Below are 21,020 nucleotides of genomic sequence, written 5' to 3' on the forward strand. Positions count from 1 at the left end.
GGCCTTAGCGTCTGGCCAGCGTCTCGTCGCGGCTGCATTGCTGGGCGGCCAGGTCGGCACGCAGCGCCTCCAGACGTTCGCTGGCGCGTTGTAACTGCTTGGCATCGGCTACTGCGACGATATCGACGAGCATCTCGGCCATGGCCTGGCGGTTCGTCTGGTAGCTGGCCTGGTAGGCCTCAGTGTAGAAACGTTCGCGGTGCTGCAGCAGGGCGGTAACGCGTTGGGCGAAATCGTCACCTCGGCGTGTTTCCAGCGCATCGCGTAACGCTTGCTGCCAGGCCAGGCGGTTGTCCAACCAGACTTGATTCTGCGCACCCAGCTCCCGCGCCCAGTTCTTCACCCGCTCACGCTGTTCCGGGTTGAGGTTGCCGAACCAGGGCTGCAGACGCTCCGTCATGCGCTCGTCGCGCAGGCCGATCTGTTCATCCAGTGGCGGTTCGAGAAGCTTCTCGCGAAGTTCCTGGTTCTGCTCGTCCAGCTCGGCATACAGACGCTCGACCTGCAGCGGATTGAGTCCGCGTAACAATTCGATGGTGCTGGGGGTGATCTCTACGGCGATGCGCTGCATCGCCTGCTCGAAGCCGTTCAGTTGCTCGACCATCAACTGGCTGTCACGGTTGGCCAGCGCCTGCTGGCTGTGTTGCAGCCAGTCGAGATAGCGCGGCAGTTCCACGCTGCAGTGCCAGTTGAGGTGCTGCTGCACTCTGGGCTCTAGCCAGGCGGCCTGTTCACTATTGAGCTCGACGTAATCGCCCAGCTTCCAGGGAATGATCCAGTCCAGGTTGCGGTAGGCCAGGCCGACACGGCTACACGCCGCAAGCAGGACGGTAAGGGCGAGCAACAGAAGAAGGGGGGTGCGCATGAGCGGAGTTCGTCAGGGTAGAGTTGTTGAGACTAATACTCGTTGAATCTGACGCAAGATGGCGGAAATATCCGCTTATGACTTCGGTGATGTGAGGTTTGGATCGCGGGCAAAAGGGATTTTTTTGCATGGATTGTGAAAGTGCAGGTTGATACTGGACTGGTAAGTTTGTGTGCGTATTGCTCACGGGCTTGGCATTATCCATTACAGCGTTTGCTGAGCGTTTGGGTTGCGCCCCTTACGGGCGCCACACCTTTCTTGCTTTCCCAAGAAAGGTTTGCCAAAGAAGGGCACCCCGACATCCGGGTTTCGCTACGCGAAACTTCCCTCACTCCGGTGCTGCTCCGGGGGCCGGCTTACATGGGCCATCCCTGGCCCATTAAGCCTCTCGCCGCATCCATGCGGCTCGCTCCCCTACGCAACACCTCCACTCGGCCTCCTGAAGGGGACCAGGTCGCGAGCTTGCGTAATCTTCGCTGAGTTGGAATTGGCGGCGTCTGGCCTTTGCTTTTCAACTGCGATGTTACAGACGACGCCCAAATCCCCTTTAGGAGGCTGAGTGGAATCGCCGCGTAAGGGGTTGAGCGTAGCGGAGTAACAGCCGTAGGCTGGCCCGAAGGGTGAGCGTAGCGAATCAAGTGACTCGCCCGTGAGGGGCGAAACCAAGACGAAAGATCGACACGCCAATGATCTTTGCCCGATGTAAATAGCGCAAAAGAACACACAAACTTTCCAGCCCAGTGTCAAATGCATCCAAATTCGAATAACCAATAAAAAACCGCCCCGAAGGGCGGTTTCGATGGTGCCGCTAGCGCTTAGCCGCCGAGATAGGCGTCACGTACCTTCGGATCGTTGAGCAGGTCTTCGCCGCTGCCTTGCATGACGATATGGCCGTTCTCCAGCACATAGCCACGGTCGGCCAGCTTCAGCGCCTGGTTGGCGTTCTGCTCGACCAGGAACACGGTCACACCGTCTTCACGCAGTTGCTCGATGATGTCGAAGATCTGCTGGATGATGATCGGCGCCAGACCCAGCGACGGCTCGTCGAGCAGCAGGAGTTTGGGCTTGCTCATCAGCGCACGGCCGATGGCGAGCATCTGCTGTTCGCCGCCGCTCATGGTGCCGGCGCGCTGGGCGAAGCGTTCCTTGAGGCGCGGGAACAGGTGCAGCACCTTGTCCAGTTGCTCCTGGTTGTCCGCCTTGTTGCCGAAGAAGCCACCCATGGCCAGGTTTTCCTCGACGGTCAGGCGGGCGAACACGCGGCGGCCTTCCGGTACCACGGCGATGCTCTTGCGCATGATCTGCGGGGTGTCCATGCCCACCAGCTCTTCACCCATGTAACGGATGCTGCCGCTGGTGGCGCGCGGGTTGCCGCACAGGGTCATCAGCAGGGTGGACTTGCCGGCACCGTTGGCGCCGATCAGGGTGACGATCTCGCCGGCCTGCACATCGATGCTGACATCGTGCAGGGCCTGGATCTTGCCGTAGAAGGTGGAGACGTTGTTGAAACTGAGCATGGATTACGCCTCCCCCAGATAGGCTTTGATCACGTCCGGGTTGTTGCGGATTTCGTCCGGCGTGCCGTCGGCCAGGGGAGTGCCCTGGTTGATCACGTAAATGTGGTCGGAAATGCTCATCACCAGCTTCATGTCGTGCTCGATCAGCAGCACGGTGACATTGTGCTCGTCACGCAGCACGCCGATCAGCTCTTTCAGGTCTTCGGTTTCGCGCGGGTTGAGGCCTGCTGCCGGCTCGTCGAGCATGAGGATGCTCGGTCGGGTCATCATGCAGCGGGCGATCTCCAGACGGCGTTGCTGACCGTAGGCCAGGGTGCCGGCTTCGCGGTTGGCGAAGTCCACGAGATTGACCTTCTCCAGCCAGTAGCCGGCGAAGTCCATGGCTTCACGTTCGCTGCGACGAAAGCCCGGCGTCTTGAACAGGCCCGCCAGGTAGCTGGTGTTGAGGTGGCGGTGCTGGGCGATCAGCAGGTTTTCCACTGCGGTCATGTCCTTGAACAGACGCACGTTCTGGAAGGTCCGCACTACGCCTTTACGGGCGATCTTGTGGCCCGGCAGGCCTTCGATGGCTTCGCCGTTGAGACGGATGCTGCCCGAGCTTGGCTGGTAGAAGCCGGTCAGGCAGTTGAATACGGTGGTCTTGCCGGCGCCGTTCGGGCCGATCATCGAGACCACCTGCTTTTCCTTGACGTTCAGGCCCACTCCGTTGACGGCCAGCAGGCCGCCGAAACGCATGGTCAGGCCGCTTACTTCGAGAATCGTGCGGCTCATCGCTTCAGCTCCAGGTGGGGACGTTGCATCGGCAGCAGGCCTTGCGGGCGCCAGATCATCATGAAGATCATGACCAGGCCGAAGATCAGCATGCGGTACTCACTCAGCTCGCGCATTTCCTGCAGCATCACCATGACGATGGCCGCGAGTATCACGCCGAGTTGCGAGCCCATGCCGCCGAGCACCACGATGGCGAGGATCATCGCCGACTCGATGAAGGTGAAGGATTCCGGTGTCACCAGACCCTGACGGGCGGCGAAGAAGCTACCGGCGAAACCGGCCAGGCTGGCGCCGATGGTGAAGGCCGAGAGCTTGATCACGGTGGGGTTCAGGCCCAGCGCGCGGCAGGCGATCTCGTCCTCGCGCAGGGCTTCCCAGGCGCGACCGATCGGCATGCGCAGCAGGCGGTTGACCAGGAACAGGGTCAGCAACACCAGCAGCAGGGCGATCAGGTAGAGGAAAATCACCTTGTACTGCGAGTTGTAGGCGATCTCGAAGTAGCCGTGGAAGGTGGGCATGTCGGCCGGCACACGACGCTCGAAGGACAGACCGAACAGGGTCGGCTTGTTCTCGTTGGCGATGCTCAGGCCATTCGGGCCACCAGTCAGGTCGGTGAGGTTACGCAGCAGGATGCGGATGATCTCGCCGAAGCCCAGGGTGACGATGGCCAGGTAGTCGCCGCGCAGGCGCAGCACCGGGAAACCGAGCAGGAAGCCGAACAGCGCGGCCATCATGCCGGCGATCGGCAGGCACATCCAGAAGCTCAGGCCGAAGTAGTGCGAGAGAATCGCGTAACTGTAGGCACCGACCGCGTAGAAACCGACGTAGCCGAGATCGAGCAGGCCGGCGAGGCCGACCACGATGTTCAGGCCCAGGCCAAGCATCACGTAGATCAGGATCAGCGTGGCGATGTCCACCGCACCGCGGCTGGCGAAGAACGGCCAGACCAGGGCGACCACCAGCATGGCCAGGATGATCCAGCGCTGGGTGGACGGCAGGGTGAGGAAATTGCCCAGCTCGCCAGTACGACCTGCCAGGCTGGGGCGATTGGCCCAAGCCGGAGTGATGCGGTCACGCAGCAGTTGCCAGAAGAACACCAGCGTCGCTGCGATAGCGATGCACCACAGTTCGAAGGTGTTGGCACCTTCGACTTGCAGGCTGATGCCGACGGTGCTGAGCTTCAGGCCAAGAACCGGGTACGCCAGGATGACGACCAGCAGGGCGCCGAAAACGGCGGATTTGAGATTGCGCGTCATACCTTTTCCACCTCCGGGCGGCCGAGGATACCGGTGGGGCGGAACAGGAGTACCAGGACCAGCAGGCTGAAGGCCACCACGTCCTTGTATTGGTCGCCAAAGATGTCGGCGCCAAAGGCTTCAGCCACGCCGAGCAGCAGGCCGCCGAGCACGGCGCCAGGGATGCTGCCGATACCGCCGAGCACAGCTGCGGTGAAGGCCTTGATACCGGCGAGGAAGCCCAGGTGCGGGTTGATCACGCCGTATTGCATGCCCAGCAGCACCGAGGCGATGGCCGCCAGCGCGGCGCCGATGACGAAGGTCAGGGCGATGATGTTGTTGGTGTTGATGCCCAGCAGGTTGGCCATCTTCAGATCTTCGGCGCAGGCGCGGCAGGCACGGCCCAGGCGCGAGCGGGAAATGAACAGGGTCAGGCCGATCATGGCGACGAAAGTGACGATGAAGATCAGCACCTGCATGTAGGAGATGACCACGCCGTTGGTGGCGCTTTCACCGAGGATGAAATTACCGGGCAGCAGGCTGGGAATGGCCTTGTCCTTGGAGTCCTGCGAGAGCAGCACGGCGTTTTGCAGGAAGATCGACATACCGATCGCGGAGATCAGCGGAATCAGACGGTTGCCACCGCGCAGGGGGCGGTAGGCCACCCGTTCGATGCTGTAGCCATAAGCACTTGTAACGATCATGGTGACGATGAAGGCGCCGATCATGATCACGGGTACGGCTTCGATACCGAACATGGAGAGACCAGCGATGACGATGAAGGCGACGTACGCGCCAATCATGTAAACCTCGCCATGGGCGAAGTTGATCATGCCGATGATGCCGTAGACCATGGTGTAGCCGATGGCGATCAGGGCATAGGTGCTGCCAATGGTCAGGCCATTGAGCAACTGTTGCAGATAGTGATAAAGATCAGGCATAGCCTAACTCCTGGGCAGCGCGTAAAGCGGCGCTTGTGGCGCAGCGCGATGCCGGAATTCTTCTAATAGACAAAGCCCACTGCGGGAGGCGCAGTGGGCTTTGAGTTCAGGCAGGAAGCTTACTTGGCTTCGGACTTGGTACCGTCCTGGTGCCATTCGTACACCACGAAGCTGAAGTCCTTCAGATCGCCCTTCTCGTCGAAGGCCAGGGTGCCGGTGGGGGTGTCGAAGCTGTTGGAGCGCAGGGCTGCTGCTACCTTGGCGGTGTCGGTGTCGCCAGCTTTCTCGATGCCTTCAGCGATGACCTGAACGGCAGCGTAAGCCGGGAACACGAACGGGCCGCTCGGGTCTTCGTTCTTGGCCTTGAAGGCTTCGACCAGCGCCTGGTTCTTCGGATCCTGATCGAAGGACTTCGGCAGGGTGACCAGCAGGCCTTCGGAGGCCGGGCCGGCGATGGCCGAGATTTCCTTGTTGCCCACGCCTTCCGGACCCATGAACTTGACGTTCAGGCCGCGCTCTTTGGTCTGGCGCAGCAGCAGGCCCAGTTCCGGGTGGTAGCCGCCGTAGTAGACGAAGTCGACACCGGCCTGGTTGAGTTTGGCGATCAGGGCGGAGAAGTCCTTGTCGCCGGCGTTGATGCCTTCGAACATGGCGACTTTCACGCCTTTGCCTTCCAGGGTCTGCTTGACCGCGGTGGCGATACCTTCACCGTACTGCTGCTTGTCGTGGATCACGGCAACGGTTTTCGGCTTGATGTGGTCGGCGATGAAATTACCGGCGGTCGGGCCTTGCAGGCTGTCCAGACCGATGGTGCGGAAGACCAGCTCGTAGCCACGAGCGGTGATTTCCGGGCTGGTGGAAGCCGCGGTGATCATCAGGATGCCTTCATCTTCGTAGATGTCGGAAGCCGGCTGAGTGGAGCTGGAACACAGGTGGCCAACCACGAACTTGACTTCGTCGTTGACGATTTTGTTGGCAACGGCCACGGCCTGCTTCGGATCGCACGCGTCGTCGTAGACCACGCCTTCGAGCTGAGCGCCATTCACGCCGCCGGCCTTGTTGATCTGCTCGATCGCCATCTTGGCGCCGATGAATTGCATCTCGCCATACTGTGCGACAGCACCGGTCACCGGACCGGCCAGGCCGATCTTGATGGTGTCGGCTGCCATCGAATAGCTGGCCGCCCCCGCCAGCGCCATTGCTGCGAACAGTTTGGAAATCTGCTTAGTAGCCTTGTTCATGAATGCTCCAGTCTTGTGTTCTTCTGTTGTTGTAGTTCTTGCGGCCGAAGCTGCAGAACCGGGTCGCTTGATCCCGGTAATGCCTCCGGCAACTGTACCGGAACAGTGTAGAGCGCGGATTTGCGCCTTGAAAAGCCGGCAGCTGGAGGCGAAACACGGGGTTGTCGCTTAATTGCAAGGAATGTATAGAAAAACGGCGTGGCCTGGGTCGGCTGGCGAGCGTCGCGCAGTTGCCAGGGCAACGCTCGACGTTATCATGCGCGCCTGCACATACCGCCATCGAAACGGGGCACACCATGACGGAACAATCTAGCACCCTCTATGCCAAGCTGCTCGGCGAGACTGCGGCCATCAGTTGGCAGGAGTTGCAGCCTTTTTTTGCCCGGGGCGCGCTGCTGTGGGTCGACGGCAGTCAGGATCTGGTGGCAATCGCACAGGCCGTGGCTGAGAACGACCAGGCCAAGGTCGCTCAGTGGATGAACCAAGGGCTGTTGAGCAAGCTCGAAGATACTCAGGCCGAGAATCTGCTGAAGCGCGACCCACAACTCTGGGCGGTGGTGGTCGCCCCCTGGGTGCTGGTCCAGGAAAGGGCTGCGCAATCCAGCGTGCACTGACATGGTGCTCGGCAGGGCTGTAGGTGCCGGTCTAGACTCTCCGAGCTCTCCTTGAGAGGGCAATTGAAGCACGACGTCAAAGGAGCGGAACCATGTTCGAACCCGGTCACCTGCATCGCAGTAACTTGCCCAGTCTGGATGGACAACCCGGTTACAGCATCGACTTCTACTATGAGGTGCGTCAGGACGCCCAGGAAGGCGCAATGCTGCACGGGCGCCTGGTGGGCGAGATCGATGGCAAGGCCTTCGAGGAGGTCTTCGAGATGCATCGCGATACAGCGTTCAATTTCGCCAGCGTGATCTCTCGCCTGGTCAGCAAGCATGGGCTGCACCCCAACCATAGCCCGATCATGCGCGAGCACGAAGAATACGATGAAATATTCGAGGACATCCGCGCCAAGCTGCACGCCAAGCCGGGCGATGCCGTTAACTTCGATCATCTGGAGCGTGATGGCCTGTAGCGCATCGGACGATAAAGCATCTGTTCGTCGTCCATGTCGGCGAGGCAGATGGCCAGTGACGATTGGCCATAAAAAAACCGGATTCTGAGATCCGGTTTTTTGTGTACGGCGTGCGTATCAGGCGGCGACGAAGCCTGCCGGGTAGGCGAGGGTGGCCTGGCTGCTTTGCACCTCGGCGATGGTTTCACGAACCACCTGTTTGGCCAGGCAGGCGCATTTGCCGCACTGGCTGGCAATGCCGAGCGTGCCACGGACTTCACGGTAGCTGCAGCAGCCTTCGTAAACCGCGTCGCGAATTTGTGTATCGGTAACACCTTCACAGAGGCAGACGTACATAAGCAAGGCTCGTCTTGGTGGGTCTGTTCGATGAATCGGATACTAATGTTAATGAGAATGCTTGTCAAAAGTCGGCGGCGATTATTCGCATTCGCTGACGAACGGTGTGCGTGGCACATTGTTCAGGCATGAAAAAACCGGCATGCGCCGGTCTTTTCATGGACGGGTGATGCAGGGATCAGTGGTCGAACTCGTCCCAGCCACCCATCTCTTTCCAGCGATTGACGATGCCGCAGAACAGCTCGGCGGTCTTCTCGGTGTCGTAGCGTGCCGAGTGCGCCTCCTTGCCGTCGAACTCGATGCCGGCCGCCTGGCAGGCCTTGGCCAGTACGGTCTGGCCGTAGGCGAGGCCGGCCAGGGTGGCGGTGTCGAAGCTGGAGAACGGATGGAACGGATTACGCTTGATGCCGCAACGGTTGACCGCGGCATTGAGAAAGCCGAGATCGAAGCTGCTGTTGTGCCCGACCAGAATGGCGCGTTTGCAGCCGGCCGATTTGATCGACTTGCGAATGCCCTTGAAGATTTCCCCCAGCGCATGATCTTCGCTTACGGCCATGCGCAGCGGGTGATCGAGCTTGATGCCGGTGAACTCCAGCGCCGCCTGTTCGATATTGGCGCCTTCGAACGGCTCGATGCGGAAGAAGTGCGTGTGATCCGGATAGAGGAAGCCCGTCTCGTCCATGGCGATGGTGGTGGCGGCGATCTCCAGCAGCGCGTCGGTGGCACTGTTGAAACCGCCGGTCTCCACGTCAACCACGACCGGCAGGTAGCCACGAAAGCGCGCAGCCATCGGCGAGCGCGGCCCGGCCGGCAGGCTGGCTTCCAGTTCGTCGTCGTAGTTGTCTTCGCTCATGCCTGGGCCTCCAGCAGTTTCCAGCGCAGGGTTTCGCCAGCGCGCAGCGGCACGACGCTGCTATCGCCCAGTGGCAGGCTGGCCGGGACGGTCCACTCCTCACGCACCAGGGTGATGCTGTCGCTGTTGCGCGGCATGCCGTAGAAGTCCGGGCCGTGGAAGCTGGCGAAGGCTTCCAGTTTGTCCAGTGCGCCACGTTGCTCGAAGGCCTCGGCATACAGCTCGATGGCGGCATACGCGGTGTAGCAGCCGGCGCAGCCGCAGGCCGCTTCCTTGGCATGCTTGGCGTGTGGCGCCGAGTCGGTACCGAGGAAGAACTTGGCGTTGCCACCGGTGGCGGCATCGAGCAGGGCTTCCTGGTGCACGTTGCGCTTGAGGATCGGCAGGCAATAGAAGTGCGGACGAATGCCGCCGACCAGCATGTGGTTGCGGTTGTACAGCAGGTGGTGGGCGGTGATGGTGGCGCCGACGTTGGCCGAGGCGGCCTCGACGAACTGCACTGCGTCACGGGTGGTGATGTGCTCGAACACCACTTTCAGGTTCGGGAAGCGCTCGACCACACGGGTCAGGTGCTCGTCGATAAAGGTCTTCTCACGGTCGAACACGTCGATCTCGGAGCGGGTCACTTCACCGTGCACCAAGAGCAGCATGCCGACCTCGGCCATGGCTTCGAGCACCGGGAAGATCTTGTCGATGCTGGTCACGCCCGAGTCCGAGTTGGTGGTGGCGCCGGCCGGGTACAGCTTGGCGGCGTGCACGAAGCCGCTGGCCTTGGCCGCGCGGACATCCTCGGGACGGGTGTTGTCGGTGAGGTAGAGCACCATCAGCGGCTCGAAACGGCTGCCGGCCGGACGCGCCGCGAGAATGCGCTGGCGGTAGGCATCGGCTTCCTCGGCATTGCGTACCGGCGGAACCAGGTTGGGCATGATGATGGCGCGGCCGAAGGCGCGCGCGGCATCGCCGACGGTGTGTGGCAGCACCGCGCCATCGCGCAGGTGAATGTGCCAGTCATCGGGACGCAGAAGAGTCAGACGGTCGGACATGGGGGCTTCCAGGCGGGTAAAACGTGGCCGCATGGTAACTGAAAAGCGCCTGTTCGCGCTCGCGCCAGCGTGACAATCGAACGCAGGGGGTCAAGTTTCCGCGAGTGTGACCGATATCACCTGAGAACGCTGTGAACCGCCCTGGAGCCTGTCGTGCGTGCGCCCTATTTCATCCTGATCAGCCTGCTGGCTGGCATGCCTTTGTGTCTGCCGGCGCATGCCATCAGCTTCCAGACTCGACTGGAGAAGGTGGAGTGGAAAGTCGAAGGCGACCAGTTCGAGTGCCGTCTGAGTCAGCCGATCAGCAACTTCGGCAGTGGTGAGTTCGTGCGCCGCGCGGGTGAGCAGGTGACGTTCCGCCTCAAGGCGCGTGAGCGCTGGCTCGGCAACGGTTCCGCAGTTCTGTTGGCCGCAGCGGCACCCTGGCAGCCGGGACGTAGTGATATCAACCTGGGAGTGGTCAGCATCGGTAATGGCGACGTACCGTTCAACAGCTCTCAGGAGCAGGGCGCGCGGCTGCTGACCGGCTTGCTGGAAGGCCGTAGCCCGGTGGTGCGTCATCGCACCCTCAATGGCAGTGAAAGCCTGGAAGTGCGTTTGCTGCCGGTGAAATTTCATCAGGCCTATGACGACTATCAGGCCTGCACCGCGAAGTTGCTACCAGTCAATTTCGATCAGATCCGTCAGGCGCAGATCGGCTTTCCCGGCGGCGGAATCGATCTCGATCCGATGGCCAAGGCCAAGCTCGATATCATCCTCGACTTCGTCAAGGCCGATCCGACCATCAACAGCTTCCAGATCGACGGTCACGCCGACAACAGCGGTAACCGCCTGACCAATCGCGACCTTTCCCGGCGGCGTGCGCTGGCCGTGCAGGAGTATCTGAAAGCTGGCGGTATTCCGGCTGAGCAGATTACCGTGCGTTTCCACGGCGAGCGCTATCCGTTGGTGCCGAACAATAACGAGGCCAACCGCGCCAAGAACCGCCGCGCCACTCTGCGCCTGGACCGCGTGCCGGTTCCTGAGACAGCGCCACAGAGCGCGCCGGCCACGCCGCCGGCTGACCCGCCCGGCAGTACGCCCTCCTGATAAATCCTCTCACGAGTGCCGCTGAGCCGGGGGCTGCCTGTGATCTGCGGCGATAAATGACGAATATCTTCGTCGCCTCATCGTCACAAGCTGTCGCGCCTCTGTAAATTGCCCCGCGAGGCCAGTAGAATCACGGGTTTTACCGTACAACCCGTGGAGTGATGGCATGGCGGACGTCAAAAAGGTAGTTCTGGCCTATTCCGGTGGCCTGGACACCTCGGTGATCCTCAAGTGGCTGCAAGATACCTACAACTGTGAAGTGGTGACCTTCACCGCTGACCTCGGCCAGGGCGAAGAGGTCGAGCCGGCTCGTGCCAAGGCTCAGGCCCTGGGCGTCAAGGAAATCTACATCGACGACCTGCGCGAAGAATTCGTGCGTGATTTCGTCTACCCGATGTTCCGCGCCAACACCATCTACGAAGGCGAGTACCTGCTGGGTACCTCCATCGCCCGTCCGCTGATCGCCAAGCGCCTGATCGAAATCGCCAACGAGACCGGCGCTGACGCCATCTCCCATGGCGCCACCGGCAAGGGTAACGACCAGGTGCGTTTCGAGCTGGGCGCCTATGCGCTGAAGCCGGGCGTCAAAGTCATCGCCCCGTGGCGCGAGTGGGACTTGCTGTCGCGCGAGAAGCTGATGGACTACGCCGAGAAGCACGCCATCCCAATCGAGCGCCACGGCAAGAAGAAGTCGCCGTACTCCATGGACGCCAACCTGCTGCACATCTCCTATGAGGGCGGCGTGCTGGAAGACACCTGGACCGAGCACGAAGAAGACATGTGGCGTTGGACCAAGTCGCCGGAAGCGGCGCCGGACGTGCCGACTTACATCGAGCTGACCTACCGCGGCGGTGACATCGTCGCCATCGACGGCAAGGAAATGACTCCGGCGCAGGTGCTGGCCGAGCTGAACCGCATCGGTGGCGAGAACGGCATCGGTCGTCTGGATATCGTCGAGAACCGCTTCGTCGGTATGAAGTCCCGTGGTTGCTACGAAACCCCCGGCGGCACCATCATGCTTAAGGGTCACCGCGCCATCGAGTCGATCACCCTCGACCGCGAAGTCGCCCACCTGAAAGACGAGCTGATGCCGAAGTACGCCAGCCTGATCTACAACGGTTTCTGGTGGAGCCCGGAGCGTCTGATGCTGCAACAGATGATCGACGCCTCTCAGGCCAACGTGAACGGTGTGGTACGCCTGAAGCTGTACAAGGGCAACGTCATCGTTACCGGCCGTAAGTCCGACGAGTCGTTGTTCGACGCCAACATCGCGACCTTCGAGGAAGACGGCGGCGCCTACAACCAGCAGGACGCAGCGGGCTTCATCAAGCTCAACGCCCTGCGCATGCGCATCGCCGCTGGCAAGGGCCGCAAGCTGCTCTGATAGACTGCTTGCAGCGTGTCAAATAACCCCGGCCACGCGCCGGGGTTTGTCATTCTGAGCCCGGCTACACCGGGCCGATGAGGAGAATAGCCATGAGACTGCTGCATACCATGCTGCGTGTCGGCAATCTGGACAAGTCCATCGCCTTCTACACTGAAGTGCTGGGCATGACTCTGCTGCGCCGCAAGGACTACCCGGAAGGCCAGTTCACCCTGGCATTCGTCGGCTATGGCGATGAGGCGCACAACAGCGTGATCGAGCTGACCCACAACTGGGGCGTCGACAGCTACGAGCTGGGTAACGGCTATGGCCACATCGCCCTGGAGGTGGCCGACGTTTACAAGGCCTGCGAAGACATTCGCAACCGCGGCGGCAAGATCACCCGCGAGCCGGGGCCGATGAAGCATGGCACGAGCATCCTGGCCTTCGTCGAGGACCCGGACGGCTACAAGATCGAGCTGCTCTCGCCCTCGCGTCGCGACTGACAAAGAAAAGCCCGGCAAACCGGGCTTTTCTTGTGCGTTCGGACCTCAGATATCGAAGTCGTATTCGGCCAGCTGTTTGTGCAGGCGACGCTCTTCGAGGAAGTTGTCGATAATGCGGCGTTTGGTCAGGTTGGTCTTGGCAACTTCCACCGCAGGCTCGGCATCGTCGGCATCGTCCGCGACAAAGTCTTCATCCAGTTCGAGATCTTCTTTGTCTGTGCTCATCTATTCCACTCCAGGCCCATTACCAGGGGCCATTTGCGCACCTTATAGCGGCAAAAATTGAGCGGGTAAAAAAGATTTTTTCAATCAGAAGATCGCCGGATTCTATGGTCGATCAATCGTCGGATGTTTTCGCCTTGTACTCGCACAGGTCTTCGATGCGGCAGGCGCCACAGCGCGGTTTGCGCGCGGTGCAGACGTAGCGCCCGTGGAGGATCAGCCAGTGGTGGGCGTCGAGCAGATAATCCTTGGGCACGAACTTGAGTAGCTTCTTCTCCACCTCGATCACGTTCTTGCCCGGAGCGATGCCGGTGCGATTGCTGACGCGGAAAATGTGCGTGTCGACCGCCATGGCCAGTTGTCGGAAAGCGGTATTGAGCACCACGTTGGCGGTCTTGCGACCGACGCCGGGCAGGGCTTCGAGATCCTCGCGGTTGTCCGGCACCTGGCTGCCGTGTTTCTCGATAAGCAGGCGGCAGGCCTCGATGACGTTCTTCGCCTTGCTGTTGTACAGGCCGATGGTCTTGATGTACTCGGACAGGCCTTCGACGCCGAGGGCGTAGATCGCCTCTGGCGTATTGGCCACCGGGAACAGTTTGGCGGTGGCCTTGTTGACGCTCACGTCGGTGGCCTGGGCCGACAGCGTCACCGCCACCAGCAGCTCGAAGGGTGTGCTGTAGGCCAGCTCGGTCTTGGGCTCGGGGTCGTCCTCGTGCAGGCGACGGAAGATTTCCAGGCGTTTGGCGGCGTTCATTCGATGACTCCGGTCACGCGCACGCGACGGCTCTGTGTCGGCGCTTCGGGCGCGGCGGCCTTGGCTCGCTCGGCGGCGATCTGGTCGATGCGGTTCTTGCCGGCGATCAGCAGGCCGAGCACGATGAAGGCGCCGGGCGGCAGGATGGCCAGCAAGAAGCCGCGGTAGTCCTGCACCAGGGTCAGCTTCCAGTCGGCGGCAATCGGGCCGAACAGCAGGTGCATGTTGGCGAACAAGGCGCCTGTGCCAAGCAGCTCGCGGATGGCGCCGATCAACACCAGCACCACGCCGAAACCCAGGCCCATCATCAGGCCGTCATAGGCGGCGCGGGCCGGGTCGTGCTTGGCGGCGAAACCGTCGGCGCGGCCGAGAATCACGCAGTTGGTGGTGATCAACGGGATGAAGATGCCGAGGATCTGGTACAGCTCGTAGGTGTAGGCCTGCATCAATAGCTCGATGCAGGTGGTCAGCGCGGCGATGATCATGACGAAGGCCGGCAGGCGCACGGCGGTGTTGACCACGCCACGCACCAGCGACACGGCGGTGTTGGAACAGATCAGCACCACGGCGCTGGCCAGGGCCAGACCCAGGGCGTTGACCGTGGAATTGCTCACCCCCAGCAGCGGGCAGAGGCCGAGCAGTTGCACCAGCGCCGGGTTGTTCTTCCACAGGCCGTTGAGGCTGATCTCGCGGTAACTGGTCATTGTTCATCCTCCGTCAGGCCCAGCAGTTGGGCGCGATGGCTGGCGAAGTAGCGCAGGGCGCCGTGCACGGCCTTGACCACCGCGCGTGGGGTGATGGTGGCGCCGGCGAACTGGTCGAAGTCGCCGCGATCCTTCTTCACCGCCCAGCGCTCTTCGCTGGGCTCGCTCAGGGATTTCCCGGCAAAACCCAGTATCCAGTCGCTCTTGGCCAGCTCGATCTTGTCGCCCAGGCCCGGGGTTTCCTTGTGGCTGAGCACACGCACGCCAGCCAGACGGCCATCGGCGTAGATGCCTACTAGCAGGTGGATGGCGCCGCTGTAGCCGTCCGGCGCGGTGACTGGCAGGATCAGCGCATTGGGCTGGCCATTCTTGAGCGCCAGGTAGGCCGACTGCGGACTGCGGTGGCCCAGTTCGGCGGCGTTCAGCTCGATGCGGTTATCCAGCAGGTGATTGTCGTAGCTGCCGGCCGGCAGTATCTCGGCCAGGGCGCGCACCTGGGCGTCGCGCTCGGCATTGGCGATACGCTCGGCGGTGCCTTGCTGGAGCAGGGCGACGCTGCCGACGGTGCCGATGGCGAACAGGCCGAGCACCAGGGCGTTCTTCAGCATCGAGCGGCTGATTTCCGGCAGCATGCTCATTCTCCCAGCTTGAAGCCGCTGTTGGGCTTGCGGTGGCCGTAGCTGCGTGGCCGCGTGTAGTAGTCGATGGTCGGTGCCGCCAGGTTCATCAGCAGCACGGCGAAGGCCACCGCATCCGGGTAGCCGCCCCAGGTGCGGATCACGTAGACCAGCACGCCGACGCCGATGCCGAACACCAGACGCCCACGATTGCTGGTGGCGCCGGATACCGGGTCGGTGACGATGAAGAAGGCGCCGAGCATGGTCGCGCCGGTGAGCAGGTGGAACAGCGGCGAGCCGTTGGAGTCCGAGCCGCTGCCGTTCCAGAACAGCAGGCTCATGACGAACAGCGCGGCGAGCATGCCCACCGGCGCATGCCAGGTGAACAGACGTTTATGCAGCAGGTACAGGCCGCCAGCCAGGAACGCCAGGTTGACCGCCTCGCTGCCGGCGCCGCCAAAGCGGCCGAAGGCCTGGTTGCTGGCGTACAGCTCGTCGATGGTCAGGCTCTTGTTGACCTTCAGTGCGTCCAGTGCGGTGGCCTGCGCCCAGCCGTCGGGGAGATTGGCGATACCGAGGATGTGCTTGATGCCGTCCAGCGCGCTGATGCTGTGTGGCGCCGGCCAGCTGGTCATGTCGACCGGGAAGGAGACCAGCACCACCACGTAGCCGACCATGGCCGGGTTGAACGGGTTCTGCCCGAGGCCGCCATAAAGCTGCTTGCCGAAACCGATGGCGAAGCCGCAGGCGACCAGTGTCAGCCACCAGGGCGAGTAGGGCGGCAGGGCCAGGGCCAGCAGCACGGCGGTGACCAGGGCGCTGTAGTCCTTGAGGAAGAACGCCAGCGGGCGCTTGCGTGCGGCCAGCAGTGCGGCTTCGAAGCCCAGGGCGCAGAGGCTGGCCCAGACCAGGTTGAACAGGGTGCCGATGCCGAATAGCCAGGTCAGGGCGAAAATGCCCGGCACGGTGGCCAGCAGCACCTGCAGCATGACCTGCTGGGTGCGATTGCTGCCCTTGGCGTGGGGCGATGTGATGCGGGGCAGGGCCATCGGTGCTCCTGTTACTGCGTTGGTGTCGAGCGCAGTGGGTGTTCATTCCCCGGATTGCATCCGGGCTACGGTTGTCTGTGTTGCCCGGGTGCTCTGGGCTGTTGTCATGTAGCCCGGATGCAATCCGGGGCGATCGTTACGCCTGGTATTCGGCCAGCTTGCGTTCGGCCTCGGCCAGGCGGTTACGTGCGTGTTCCAGGGCCTCGGCGGCGGCGCTTTCGTCACGCTCCAGCTTGCGCAGATCGGCGCGGGCGAAGGCCACTTCGGTTTTCAGCGCCTTTTGCTCGGCATCCACACCGGGACGCTCGGTGCGTACCAACTGCGGCGCCGGTTTGTCCGAGTTCTCCTCGGCGGCATGCAGCGCCTGTTCGGCGGCGGCCAGGGCGTCGCGCAATGCTTGCAGCGCGCTTTCGTCACTGCCGGCCTTCTCGGCTTTCTTCAGCTCGGCGCGTTTCATCGCCAACTCGATCTTGGCCTTTTTCAGCGCATCGTCGTTGGCCGGCTTGGCGGCTGTTGCGGGCTTTGGACTGTCCAGCTCAGCGAGGGCTTTTTCGGCGGCCTCCAGTTGCTGGCGCACGCAGGCGATTTCGGCCTGCTGCTCGTCGTCCGGGGCTTCGATTTTCTCCAGCTTGCGCAGCTGGGCCTTGAGCATGGCCGCTTCGATCTTGGCCTTTTTCAGCGCATCGTCACCGGCCGGTTTGGCGGCTGCTGCGGGCTTCGGGCTGTCCAGCTCAGCGAGGGCTTTTTCGGCGACCTCCAGTTGCTGGCGCACGCGGGCGATTTCGGCCTGCTGCTCGTCGTCCGGGGCTTCGATTTTCTCCAGCTTACGCAGTTGGGCCTTGAGCATGGCCGTTTCGATCTTGGCTTTTTTCAGCGCATCGTCACCGGCGGGTTTGGCTGGCGCTGCGGGCTTCTGGCTATCCAGCTCGGCCAGAGCTTTCTCGGCAGCTTCCAGTTGTTGGCGCACGCGGACGATTTCGGCTTGTTGCAAGTCGTCCGGGCTGTCGATTTTCTCCAGCTTGCGCAGCTGGGCCTTGAGCATGGCGGTTTCGATCTTGGCCTTTTTCAGCGCCTCGTCGCCGGCCGGTTTCGGTGCTGGCGCGGGGGCTGCGGCCTGAGCGTCGGCCAGCGCTTTTTGCGCGGTTTCGGCGGCACTGCGTAGCTCGGCGACTTGCGTCTGCAGCTCGGCGGTGTCGTGGGCGGCCAGTTGTTTCTCCGCCTTCTTCAGCGCGACCTGGGCCATGCTGGCTTCGATCTTGAGTTTCTTCAGCGCTTCATCGGCGGGTGAGGCGACTGCGGCCACCGGCGCTTCGGCTTGCGCGGCCTTGGCGCGCGCGGCTTTCTCGGCGCGGGCCTTGCGTTCGGCTTCCTTCTGCTCCTCAGCGCGGCGCAGGCGTTCCTGGCGTTGTTCGAAGCGCTGCTTGGAGTGTTCAGCCTTGAGCTGCTTCTGCTCCAGCTCGCGGATTTCCGCCTTGGCCACGCGGTAGTACTGCACCAGGGGGATGCTCGACGGGCAGACGTAGGCGCAGGCACCGCACTCGATGCAGTCGAACAGGTTGTGCGCTTTGAGCTGCTCGTGTTCCTGGCCGAGGGCGAAGAAGTGCAGCTGCTGCGGCAGCAGGCTGGCCGGGCAGGCTTCGGCGCACTCACCGCAGCGGATGCAGGGCATGGCCGGTGGCGGTGCCGGCAATTCCTCGACGGAGCTGGCGAGCAGGCAGTTGCTGGTCTTGATCAGCGGCACCTCGAGGCTGGGCAGGGTGAAGCCCATCATCGGTCCGCCCATGATCAGGCGATTGAGTTTGCCGCTGTCCAGCCCGGCGAACTGCAGCAGTTCGCCCACGGGCGTACCGATCAGCGCCTCAACGTTACCCGGGTGCGCCAGGGCTTCGCCGGTGAGCGTGGTGATGCGTGAGATCAGCGGTTTGCCCAGTAGCACTGCGTCGTGGATGGCGACGCAGGTGCCGACGTTCTGGCAGAGGATGCCGATATCCGCCGGCAGGCCGCCGCTGGGCACTTCGACGCCGGTGAGAATCTGGATCAGCTGTTTTTCGCCACCGGACGGGTACTTGGTGGGGAACACCCGCACCTGAAAATCATGCCCGGCGCAGGCGACTTGTACGGCGGCGATGGCTTCAGGCTTGTTGTCCTCTATGCCGATCAGCACCTGCTGCGGCTGGATCAGCTGCGCCAGCACCTCGATACCGGCGACCAGCTCGCTGGCGCGCTCGCGCATCAGCAGGTCATCGGCGGTGATGTACGGCTCGCATTCGGTGCCGTTGATGATCAGCGTGTGAATCTTCTGCGTCGGCCGCGCGGTGAGCTTGACCGCGGTGGGGAAGCCGGCGCCACCGAGGCCGTTGATGCCGGCGTCGCGGATCAGCGTCAGCAGCGCGGCGGGCTCCAGGCTGCGGTAGTCGGCCGGCGGACTCAGCTCGATCCATTCATCCAGGCCATCGCTGTCGATAACGATGGCCGGCGCCAGCATGCCGGAGGCGTGCGGGTAGGGCTGCTCGCCGATGCTGGCGATGCGGCCGGAGGTCGGCGCGTGCAGCGGCACGCTGACGAAGCCGTTGGCTTCGGCGATCTTCTCACCCTTGCGCACGCGCTGGCCGACGGCCACGCAGGGCTCGGCGGCGGCGCCGATATGTTGGCCGAGCGGCAATACCAGGCGCTTGGGCAGCGGGGCCTGCTGGATCGGCGTGCGGTTGGACAGGTCCTTGTGCTCGGCCGGGTGAATGCCGCCGGGAATGTCCCAGATCTTGATCGCGTCTTGCAATGCGGCGCTCATGCAGCCTGCTCCCGGTCACTGGCGATCAGCTGGCCGGGCGCCAGCGGCTTGTCCCATTTCCAGCTCTGCACTGTACTGCCGACTTCGAGCATGTCGATGCAGTCCACTGGGCAGGGTTCGACGCACAGGTCGCAGCCCGTGCATTCGCTGGCGATCACCGTGTGCATCTGCCGCGCGGCGCCGACGATGGCGTCCACCGGGCAGGCCTGGATGCATTTGGTGCAGCCGATGCATTCCGCTTCGCGGATGAAGGCGACCATCTGCGGCTTCTCGCCTTCCACCGCGTCAAGCGGCTCGGCCTCGACATCCAGCAGGTCGGCCAGGGCGGCGATGGTCGCCTCGCCACCGGGCGGGCACTTGTTGATCTTGTCGCCGCCGGCAATGGCCTCGGCGTAGGGTTTGCAGCCGGGATAGCCGCACTGGCCGCACTGAGTCTGCGGCAGCAGGGCGTTGATCTGCTCGGCGATGGGGTCGCCCTCGACGCGAAAGCGCACGGCGGCGAAACCGAGGATGGCGCCGGCGATCAGGCACAGCGCGAGCAGGGCAACAATGGCGACCAGGACCAGACTCATAGCTTGATCAGCCCGGAGAAGCCCATGAAGGCCAGCGACATCAGGCCGGCGGTGATCATGCCGATGGCCGCGCCCTGGAACGACTTGGGCACGTCGGCAATGGCGATGCGCTCACGCATGGCGGCGAACAACACCAGCACCAGGGAGAAGCCCAGGCCGGCGGCGAAGCCGTTGACGGTGGCGGTGATGAAGGTGAATTCGGCCTTGTTGGCGTTGAGCAGGGCGACGCCGAGGACGATGCAGTTGGTGGTGATCAGCGGCAGGAAGATGCCCAGCACGCGGTACAGCAAGGGGCTGGTCTTGTTCACCACCATCTCGGTGAACTGCACGGTCACCGCGATCACCAGAATGAAGCTGATGGTGCGCAGGAACTCGAGGTCCAGCGGTTTGAGCACGTACTGCTGCACCAGGTAGCTGCACATGGCCGCCAGGGTCAGTACGAAGGTGGTGGCCAGCGACAGGCCAATGGCGGTTTCGATTTTCTTCGACACGCCCATGAACGGGCACAGGCCGAGGAATTGCACCAGCACGAAGTTGTTGACCAGGATGGCGCTGACCATGATCAGGACGAGTTCGGTCATCGGGTTGCCGTCGAATGCGCAAAGGCCTTAGGAAAAGGGCGCCTATTATCGGGAAGCAGCCCTAGCCATACAAGCCGGATGCGGCGAATCGCCTGTATTTGGCGACCTTTCGTCACAGCGGGTTCAGTGACGGGTGAGGCGTCGCCAGAGTTTGCGCAGACCAAGAGCCACAGGGAACAGCACGATCAGGAAGGGCAGGCTGTAACCGACGAACTCGATGACATTGACGGTGCCCTCGGCGAGGTTGTCGCTCAGGCGCGAAAAAGCGTCGCCGATACGGCCGAGTGCCGAGCTTTCGTAGGGGCTGCTGAAGTTGAGGGTCAGCAGGTTGGTGCTGAGACGGTATTGCTGCTGTGCGGCTTCCTGAGCGATGGCCTGCAATTGCACTTCCAGCGCAGCCTGTTCGCGAGCCAGGGTGAGCAGGTCGGTAACGGCCAGGTCGTCACGTTTCTCGAACTGCTGCAGGGTCTGTTGCTGGCGCAGCAGTTGTTCGTGTTGGCGACGATTGTCGGCAACGGCCTGGGCCAGGTCTTCGGCGCGGGTGGTGCGGCTGATCAGTTCGCCCCCTTCGCTGGCAAGCCCGGTGAGGGCTTCGACGCCATCAGGGACGATGCGCAGGGTCAACTCACCGCGTGGGTTGCGGCCGGTGCTCTGCTGCGCGGCGATCAGGCTGCAGGCGCCGAAGCGTTCGCTCAGGCAGGCCTCACGCGTCGCGGCGATGCGCTCGCCGATGCGTTCGGACGATATTTCGATGCCGACATGGTGTTCATAGGCCAGGTAACTGTCGGCCTTGTTGCGCTCACCTTGTAGCGCGCCACCGCCCGGCGTGCCTGACGGGTCGGAGCAACCCGTCAGGATGAGAGCAAGCGCGGTCACCATCCATGGTTTCATCAATGCC

General features: G+C 62.6%; 23 protein-coding genes. 5 read left to right on the forward strand and 18 right to left on the reverse strand.

What is annotated here, in order from left to right; translation table 11 throughout:
* Positions 1-4: 4 nt before the first annotated feature.
* From ACJRW5_RS11825 to ACJRW5_RS11850, 6 genes are all read right to left on the reverse strand, one after another.
* Complete coding sequence (locus ACJRW5_RS11825) at positions 5-865, reverse strand: DUF6279 family lipoprotein (RefSeq protein WP_484570702.1); 861 nt, start codon at positions 863-865, stop codon at positions 5-7.
* Positions 866-1,680: 815 nt separating this feature from the next.
* Positions 1,681-2,382 (reverse strand): ABC transporter ATP-binding protein, encoded by a 702-nt coding sequence (locus ACJRW5_RS11830; RefSeq protein ID WP_484570703.1) that lies wholly within the window; start codon positions 2,380-2,382, stop codon positions 1,681-1,683.
* 3 nt (positions 2,383-2,385) lie between these two features.
* Positions 2,386-3,153, reverse strand: coding sequence for a high-affinity branched-chain amino acid ABC transporter ATP-binding protein LivG (gene livG / locus ACJRW5_RS11835; RefSeq protein ID WP_484570704.1), 768 nt, complete (start codon positions 3,151-3,153; stop codon positions 2,386-2,388).
* Complete coding sequence (locus ACJRW5_RS11840; protein ID WP_484570705.1) at positions 3,150-4,409, reverse strand: high-affinity branched-chain amino acid ABC transporter permease LivM; 1,260 nt, start codon at positions 4,407-4,409, stop codon at positions 3,150-3,152. Before ACJRW5_RS11840 ends, livG begins: the two co-directional genes overlap by 4 nt.
* Positions 4,406-5,329, reverse strand: coding sequence for a high-affinity branched-chain amino acid ABC transporter permease LivH (livH, locus tag ACJRW5_RS11845; RefSeq protein WP_484570706.1), 924 nt, complete (start codon positions 5,327-5,329; stop codon positions 4,406-4,408). The genes ACJRW5_RS11840 and livH overlap by 4 nt, the downstream gene beginning before the upstream one ends.
* Positions 5,330-5,448: 119 nt before the next feature.
* Positions 5,449-6,570: a branched-chain amino acid ABC transporter substrate-binding protein gene (locus ACJRW5_RS11850; protein WP_484570707.1), complete on the reverse strand. Its 1,122-nt coding sequence runs from the start codon at positions 6,568-6,570 to the stop codon at positions 5,449-5,451.
* Positions 6,571-6,866: 296 nt separating this feature from the next.
* Here ACJRW5_RS11850 and ACJRW5_RS11855 point away from each other — a divergent pair, with 296 nt between their 5' ends.
* Both ACJRW5_RS11855 and ACJRW5_RS11860 read left to right on the forward strand, forming a co-directional pair.
* Positions 6,867-7,184: a DUF2288 domain-containing protein gene (locus tag ACJRW5_RS11855; RefSeq protein ID WP_484570708.1), complete on the forward strand. Its 318-nt coding sequence runs from the start codon at positions 6,867-6,869 to the stop codon at positions 7,182-7,184.
* Positions 7,185-7,276: 92 nt separating this feature from the next.
* Complete coding sequence (locus ACJRW5_RS11860) at positions 7,277-7,645, forward strand: DUF5064 family protein (protein ID WP_484570709.1); 369 nt, start codon at positions 7,277-7,279, stop codon at positions 7,643-7,645.
* Between the two features lie 117 nt (positions 7,646-7,762).
* Here the strand turns inward: ACJRW5_RS11860 and ACJRW5_RS11865 are convergent, their stop codons facing one another.
* The 3 genes from ACJRW5_RS11865 to pyrC all read right to left on the reverse strand — a co-directional run bounded on the left by ACJRW5_RS11865 (position 7,763) and on the right by pyrC (position 9,877).
* Entirely contained in the window at positions 7,763-7,981 is a 219-nt protein-coding gene (locus ACJRW5_RS11865) for a bacterioferritin-associated ferredoxin (protein ID WP_484570710.1), read from the reverse strand.
* A gap of 178 nt (positions 7,982-8,159) precedes the next feature.
* A complete protein-coding gene (gene rnt, locus ACJRW5_RS11870) occupies positions 8,160-8,834 on the reverse strand; it encodes a ribonuclease T (protein ID WP_484570711.1) in 675 nt (224 codons plus the stop codon).
* Positions 8,831-9,877 (reverse strand): dihydroorotase, encoded by a 1,047-nt coding sequence (gene pyrC, locus ACJRW5_RS11875; RefSeq protein ID WP_484570712.1) that lies wholly within the window; start codon positions 9,875-9,877, stop codon positions 8,831-8,833. The genes rnt and pyrC overlap by 4 nt, the downstream gene beginning before the upstream one ends.
* Before the next feature lie 153 nt (positions 9,878-10,030).
* On the opposite strand from pyrC, the gene ACJRW5_RS11880 reads away from it, so the two are divergent.
* The 3 genes from ACJRW5_RS11880 to gloA all read left to right on the forward strand — a co-directional run bounded on the left by ACJRW5_RS11880 (position 10,031) and on the right by gloA (position 12,835).
* The gene (locus ACJRW5_RS11880; RefSeq protein ID WP_484570713.1) at positions 10,031-10,966 is read left to right on the forward strand and encodes a flagellar protein MotY; all 936 of its coding nucleotides are present in this window, start codon (positions 10,031-10,033) and stop codon (positions 10,964-10,966) included.
* Positions 10,967-11,132: 166 nt separating this feature from the next.
* A complete protein-coding gene (locus ACJRW5_RS11885) occupies positions 11,133-12,350 on the forward strand; it encodes an argininosuccinate synthase (RefSeq protein WP_484570714.1) in 1,218 nt (405 codons plus the stop codon).
* A 92-nt stretch (positions 12,351-12,442) separates the two neighbouring features.
* Positions 12,443-12,835, forward strand: a complete 393-nt coding sequence (gloA, locus tag ACJRW5_RS11890; protein WP_484570715.1) for a lactoylglutathione lyase — start codon at positions 12,443-12,445, stop codon at positions 12,833-12,835.
* A 45-nt stretch (positions 12,836-12,880) separates the two neighbouring features.
* Here the strand turns inward: gloA and ACJRW5_RS11895 are convergent, their stop codons facing one another.
* The 9 genes from ACJRW5_RS11895 to ACJRW5_RS11935 form a co-directional block, all read right to left on the reverse strand.
* Positions 12,881-13,060 (reverse strand): PA3496 family putative envelope integrity protein, encoded by a 180-nt coding sequence (locus tag ACJRW5_RS11895; RefSeq protein WP_004423730.1) that lies wholly within the window; start codon positions 13,058-13,060, stop codon positions 12,881-12,883.
* Positions 13,061-13,172: 112 nt separating this feature from the next.
* Positions 13,173-13,811 carry an endonuclease III gene (gene nth, locus ACJRW5_RS11900; protein WP_484570716.1) on the reverse strand — a complete coding sequence of 213 codons (639 nt, stop codon included), beginning with the start codon at positions 13,809-13,811 and terminating at the stop codon, positions 13,173-13,175.
* The gene (locus ACJRW5_RS11905; protein ID WP_484570717.1) at positions 13,808-14,515 is read right to left on the reverse strand and encodes an electron transport complex subunit E; all 708 of its coding nucleotides are present in this window, start codon (positions 14,513-14,515) and stop codon (positions 13,808-13,810) included. The genes nth and ACJRW5_RS11905 overlap by 4 nt, the downstream gene beginning before the upstream one ends.
* A complete protein-coding gene (rsxG, locus tag ACJRW5_RS11910) occupies positions 14,512-15,147 on the reverse strand; it encodes an electron transport complex subunit RsxG (protein ID WP_484570718.1) in 636 nt (211 codons plus the stop codon). Before rsxG ends, ACJRW5_RS11905 begins: the two co-directional genes overlap by 4 nt.
* A gap of 2 nt (positions 15,148-15,149) precedes the next feature.
* Complete coding sequence (locus ACJRW5_RS11915; RefSeq protein WP_484570719.1) at positions 15,150-16,181, reverse strand: RnfABCDGE type electron transport complex subunit D; 1,032 nt, start codon at positions 16,179-16,181, stop codon at positions 15,150-15,152.
* 136 nt (positions 16,182-16,317) lie between these two features.
* On the reverse strand, positions 16,318-18,969 hold the full coding sequence (gene rsxC, locus ACJRW5_RS11920) for an electron transport complex subunit RsxC (RefSeq protein WP_484570720.1): 2,652 nt from the start codon (positions 18,967-18,969) through the stop codon (positions 16,318-16,320).
* Positions 18,966-19,541, reverse strand: a complete 576-nt coding sequence (rsxB, locus tag ACJRW5_RS11925) for an electron transport complex subunit RsxB (RefSeq protein WP_484570721.1) — start codon at positions 19,539-19,541, stop codon at positions 18,966-18,968. Before rsxB ends, rsxC begins: the two co-directional genes overlap by 4 nt.
* The gene (rsxA, locus tag ACJRW5_RS11930) at positions 19,538-20,122 is read right to left on the reverse strand and encodes an electron transport complex subunit RsxA (RefSeq protein WP_061242958.1); all 585 of its coding nucleotides are present in this window, start codon (positions 20,120-20,122) and stop codon (positions 19,538-19,540) included. Before rsxA ends, rsxB begins: the two co-directional genes overlap by 4 nt.
* A gap of 123 nt (positions 20,123-20,245) precedes the next feature.
* Complete coding sequence (locus ACJRW5_RS11935; RefSeq protein ID WP_484570722.1) at positions 20,246-21,013, reverse strand: DUF4349 domain-containing protein; 768 nt, start codon at positions 21,011-21,013, stop codon at positions 20,246-20,248.
* Positions 21,014-21,020: the final 7 nt, after the last annotated feature.

It is taken from the genome of Pseudomonas pichavaramensis (assembly GCF_050473265.1).
Lineage (GTDB): Bacteria > Pseudomonadota > Gammaproteobacteria > Pseudomonadales > Pseudomonadaceae > Aquipseudomonas.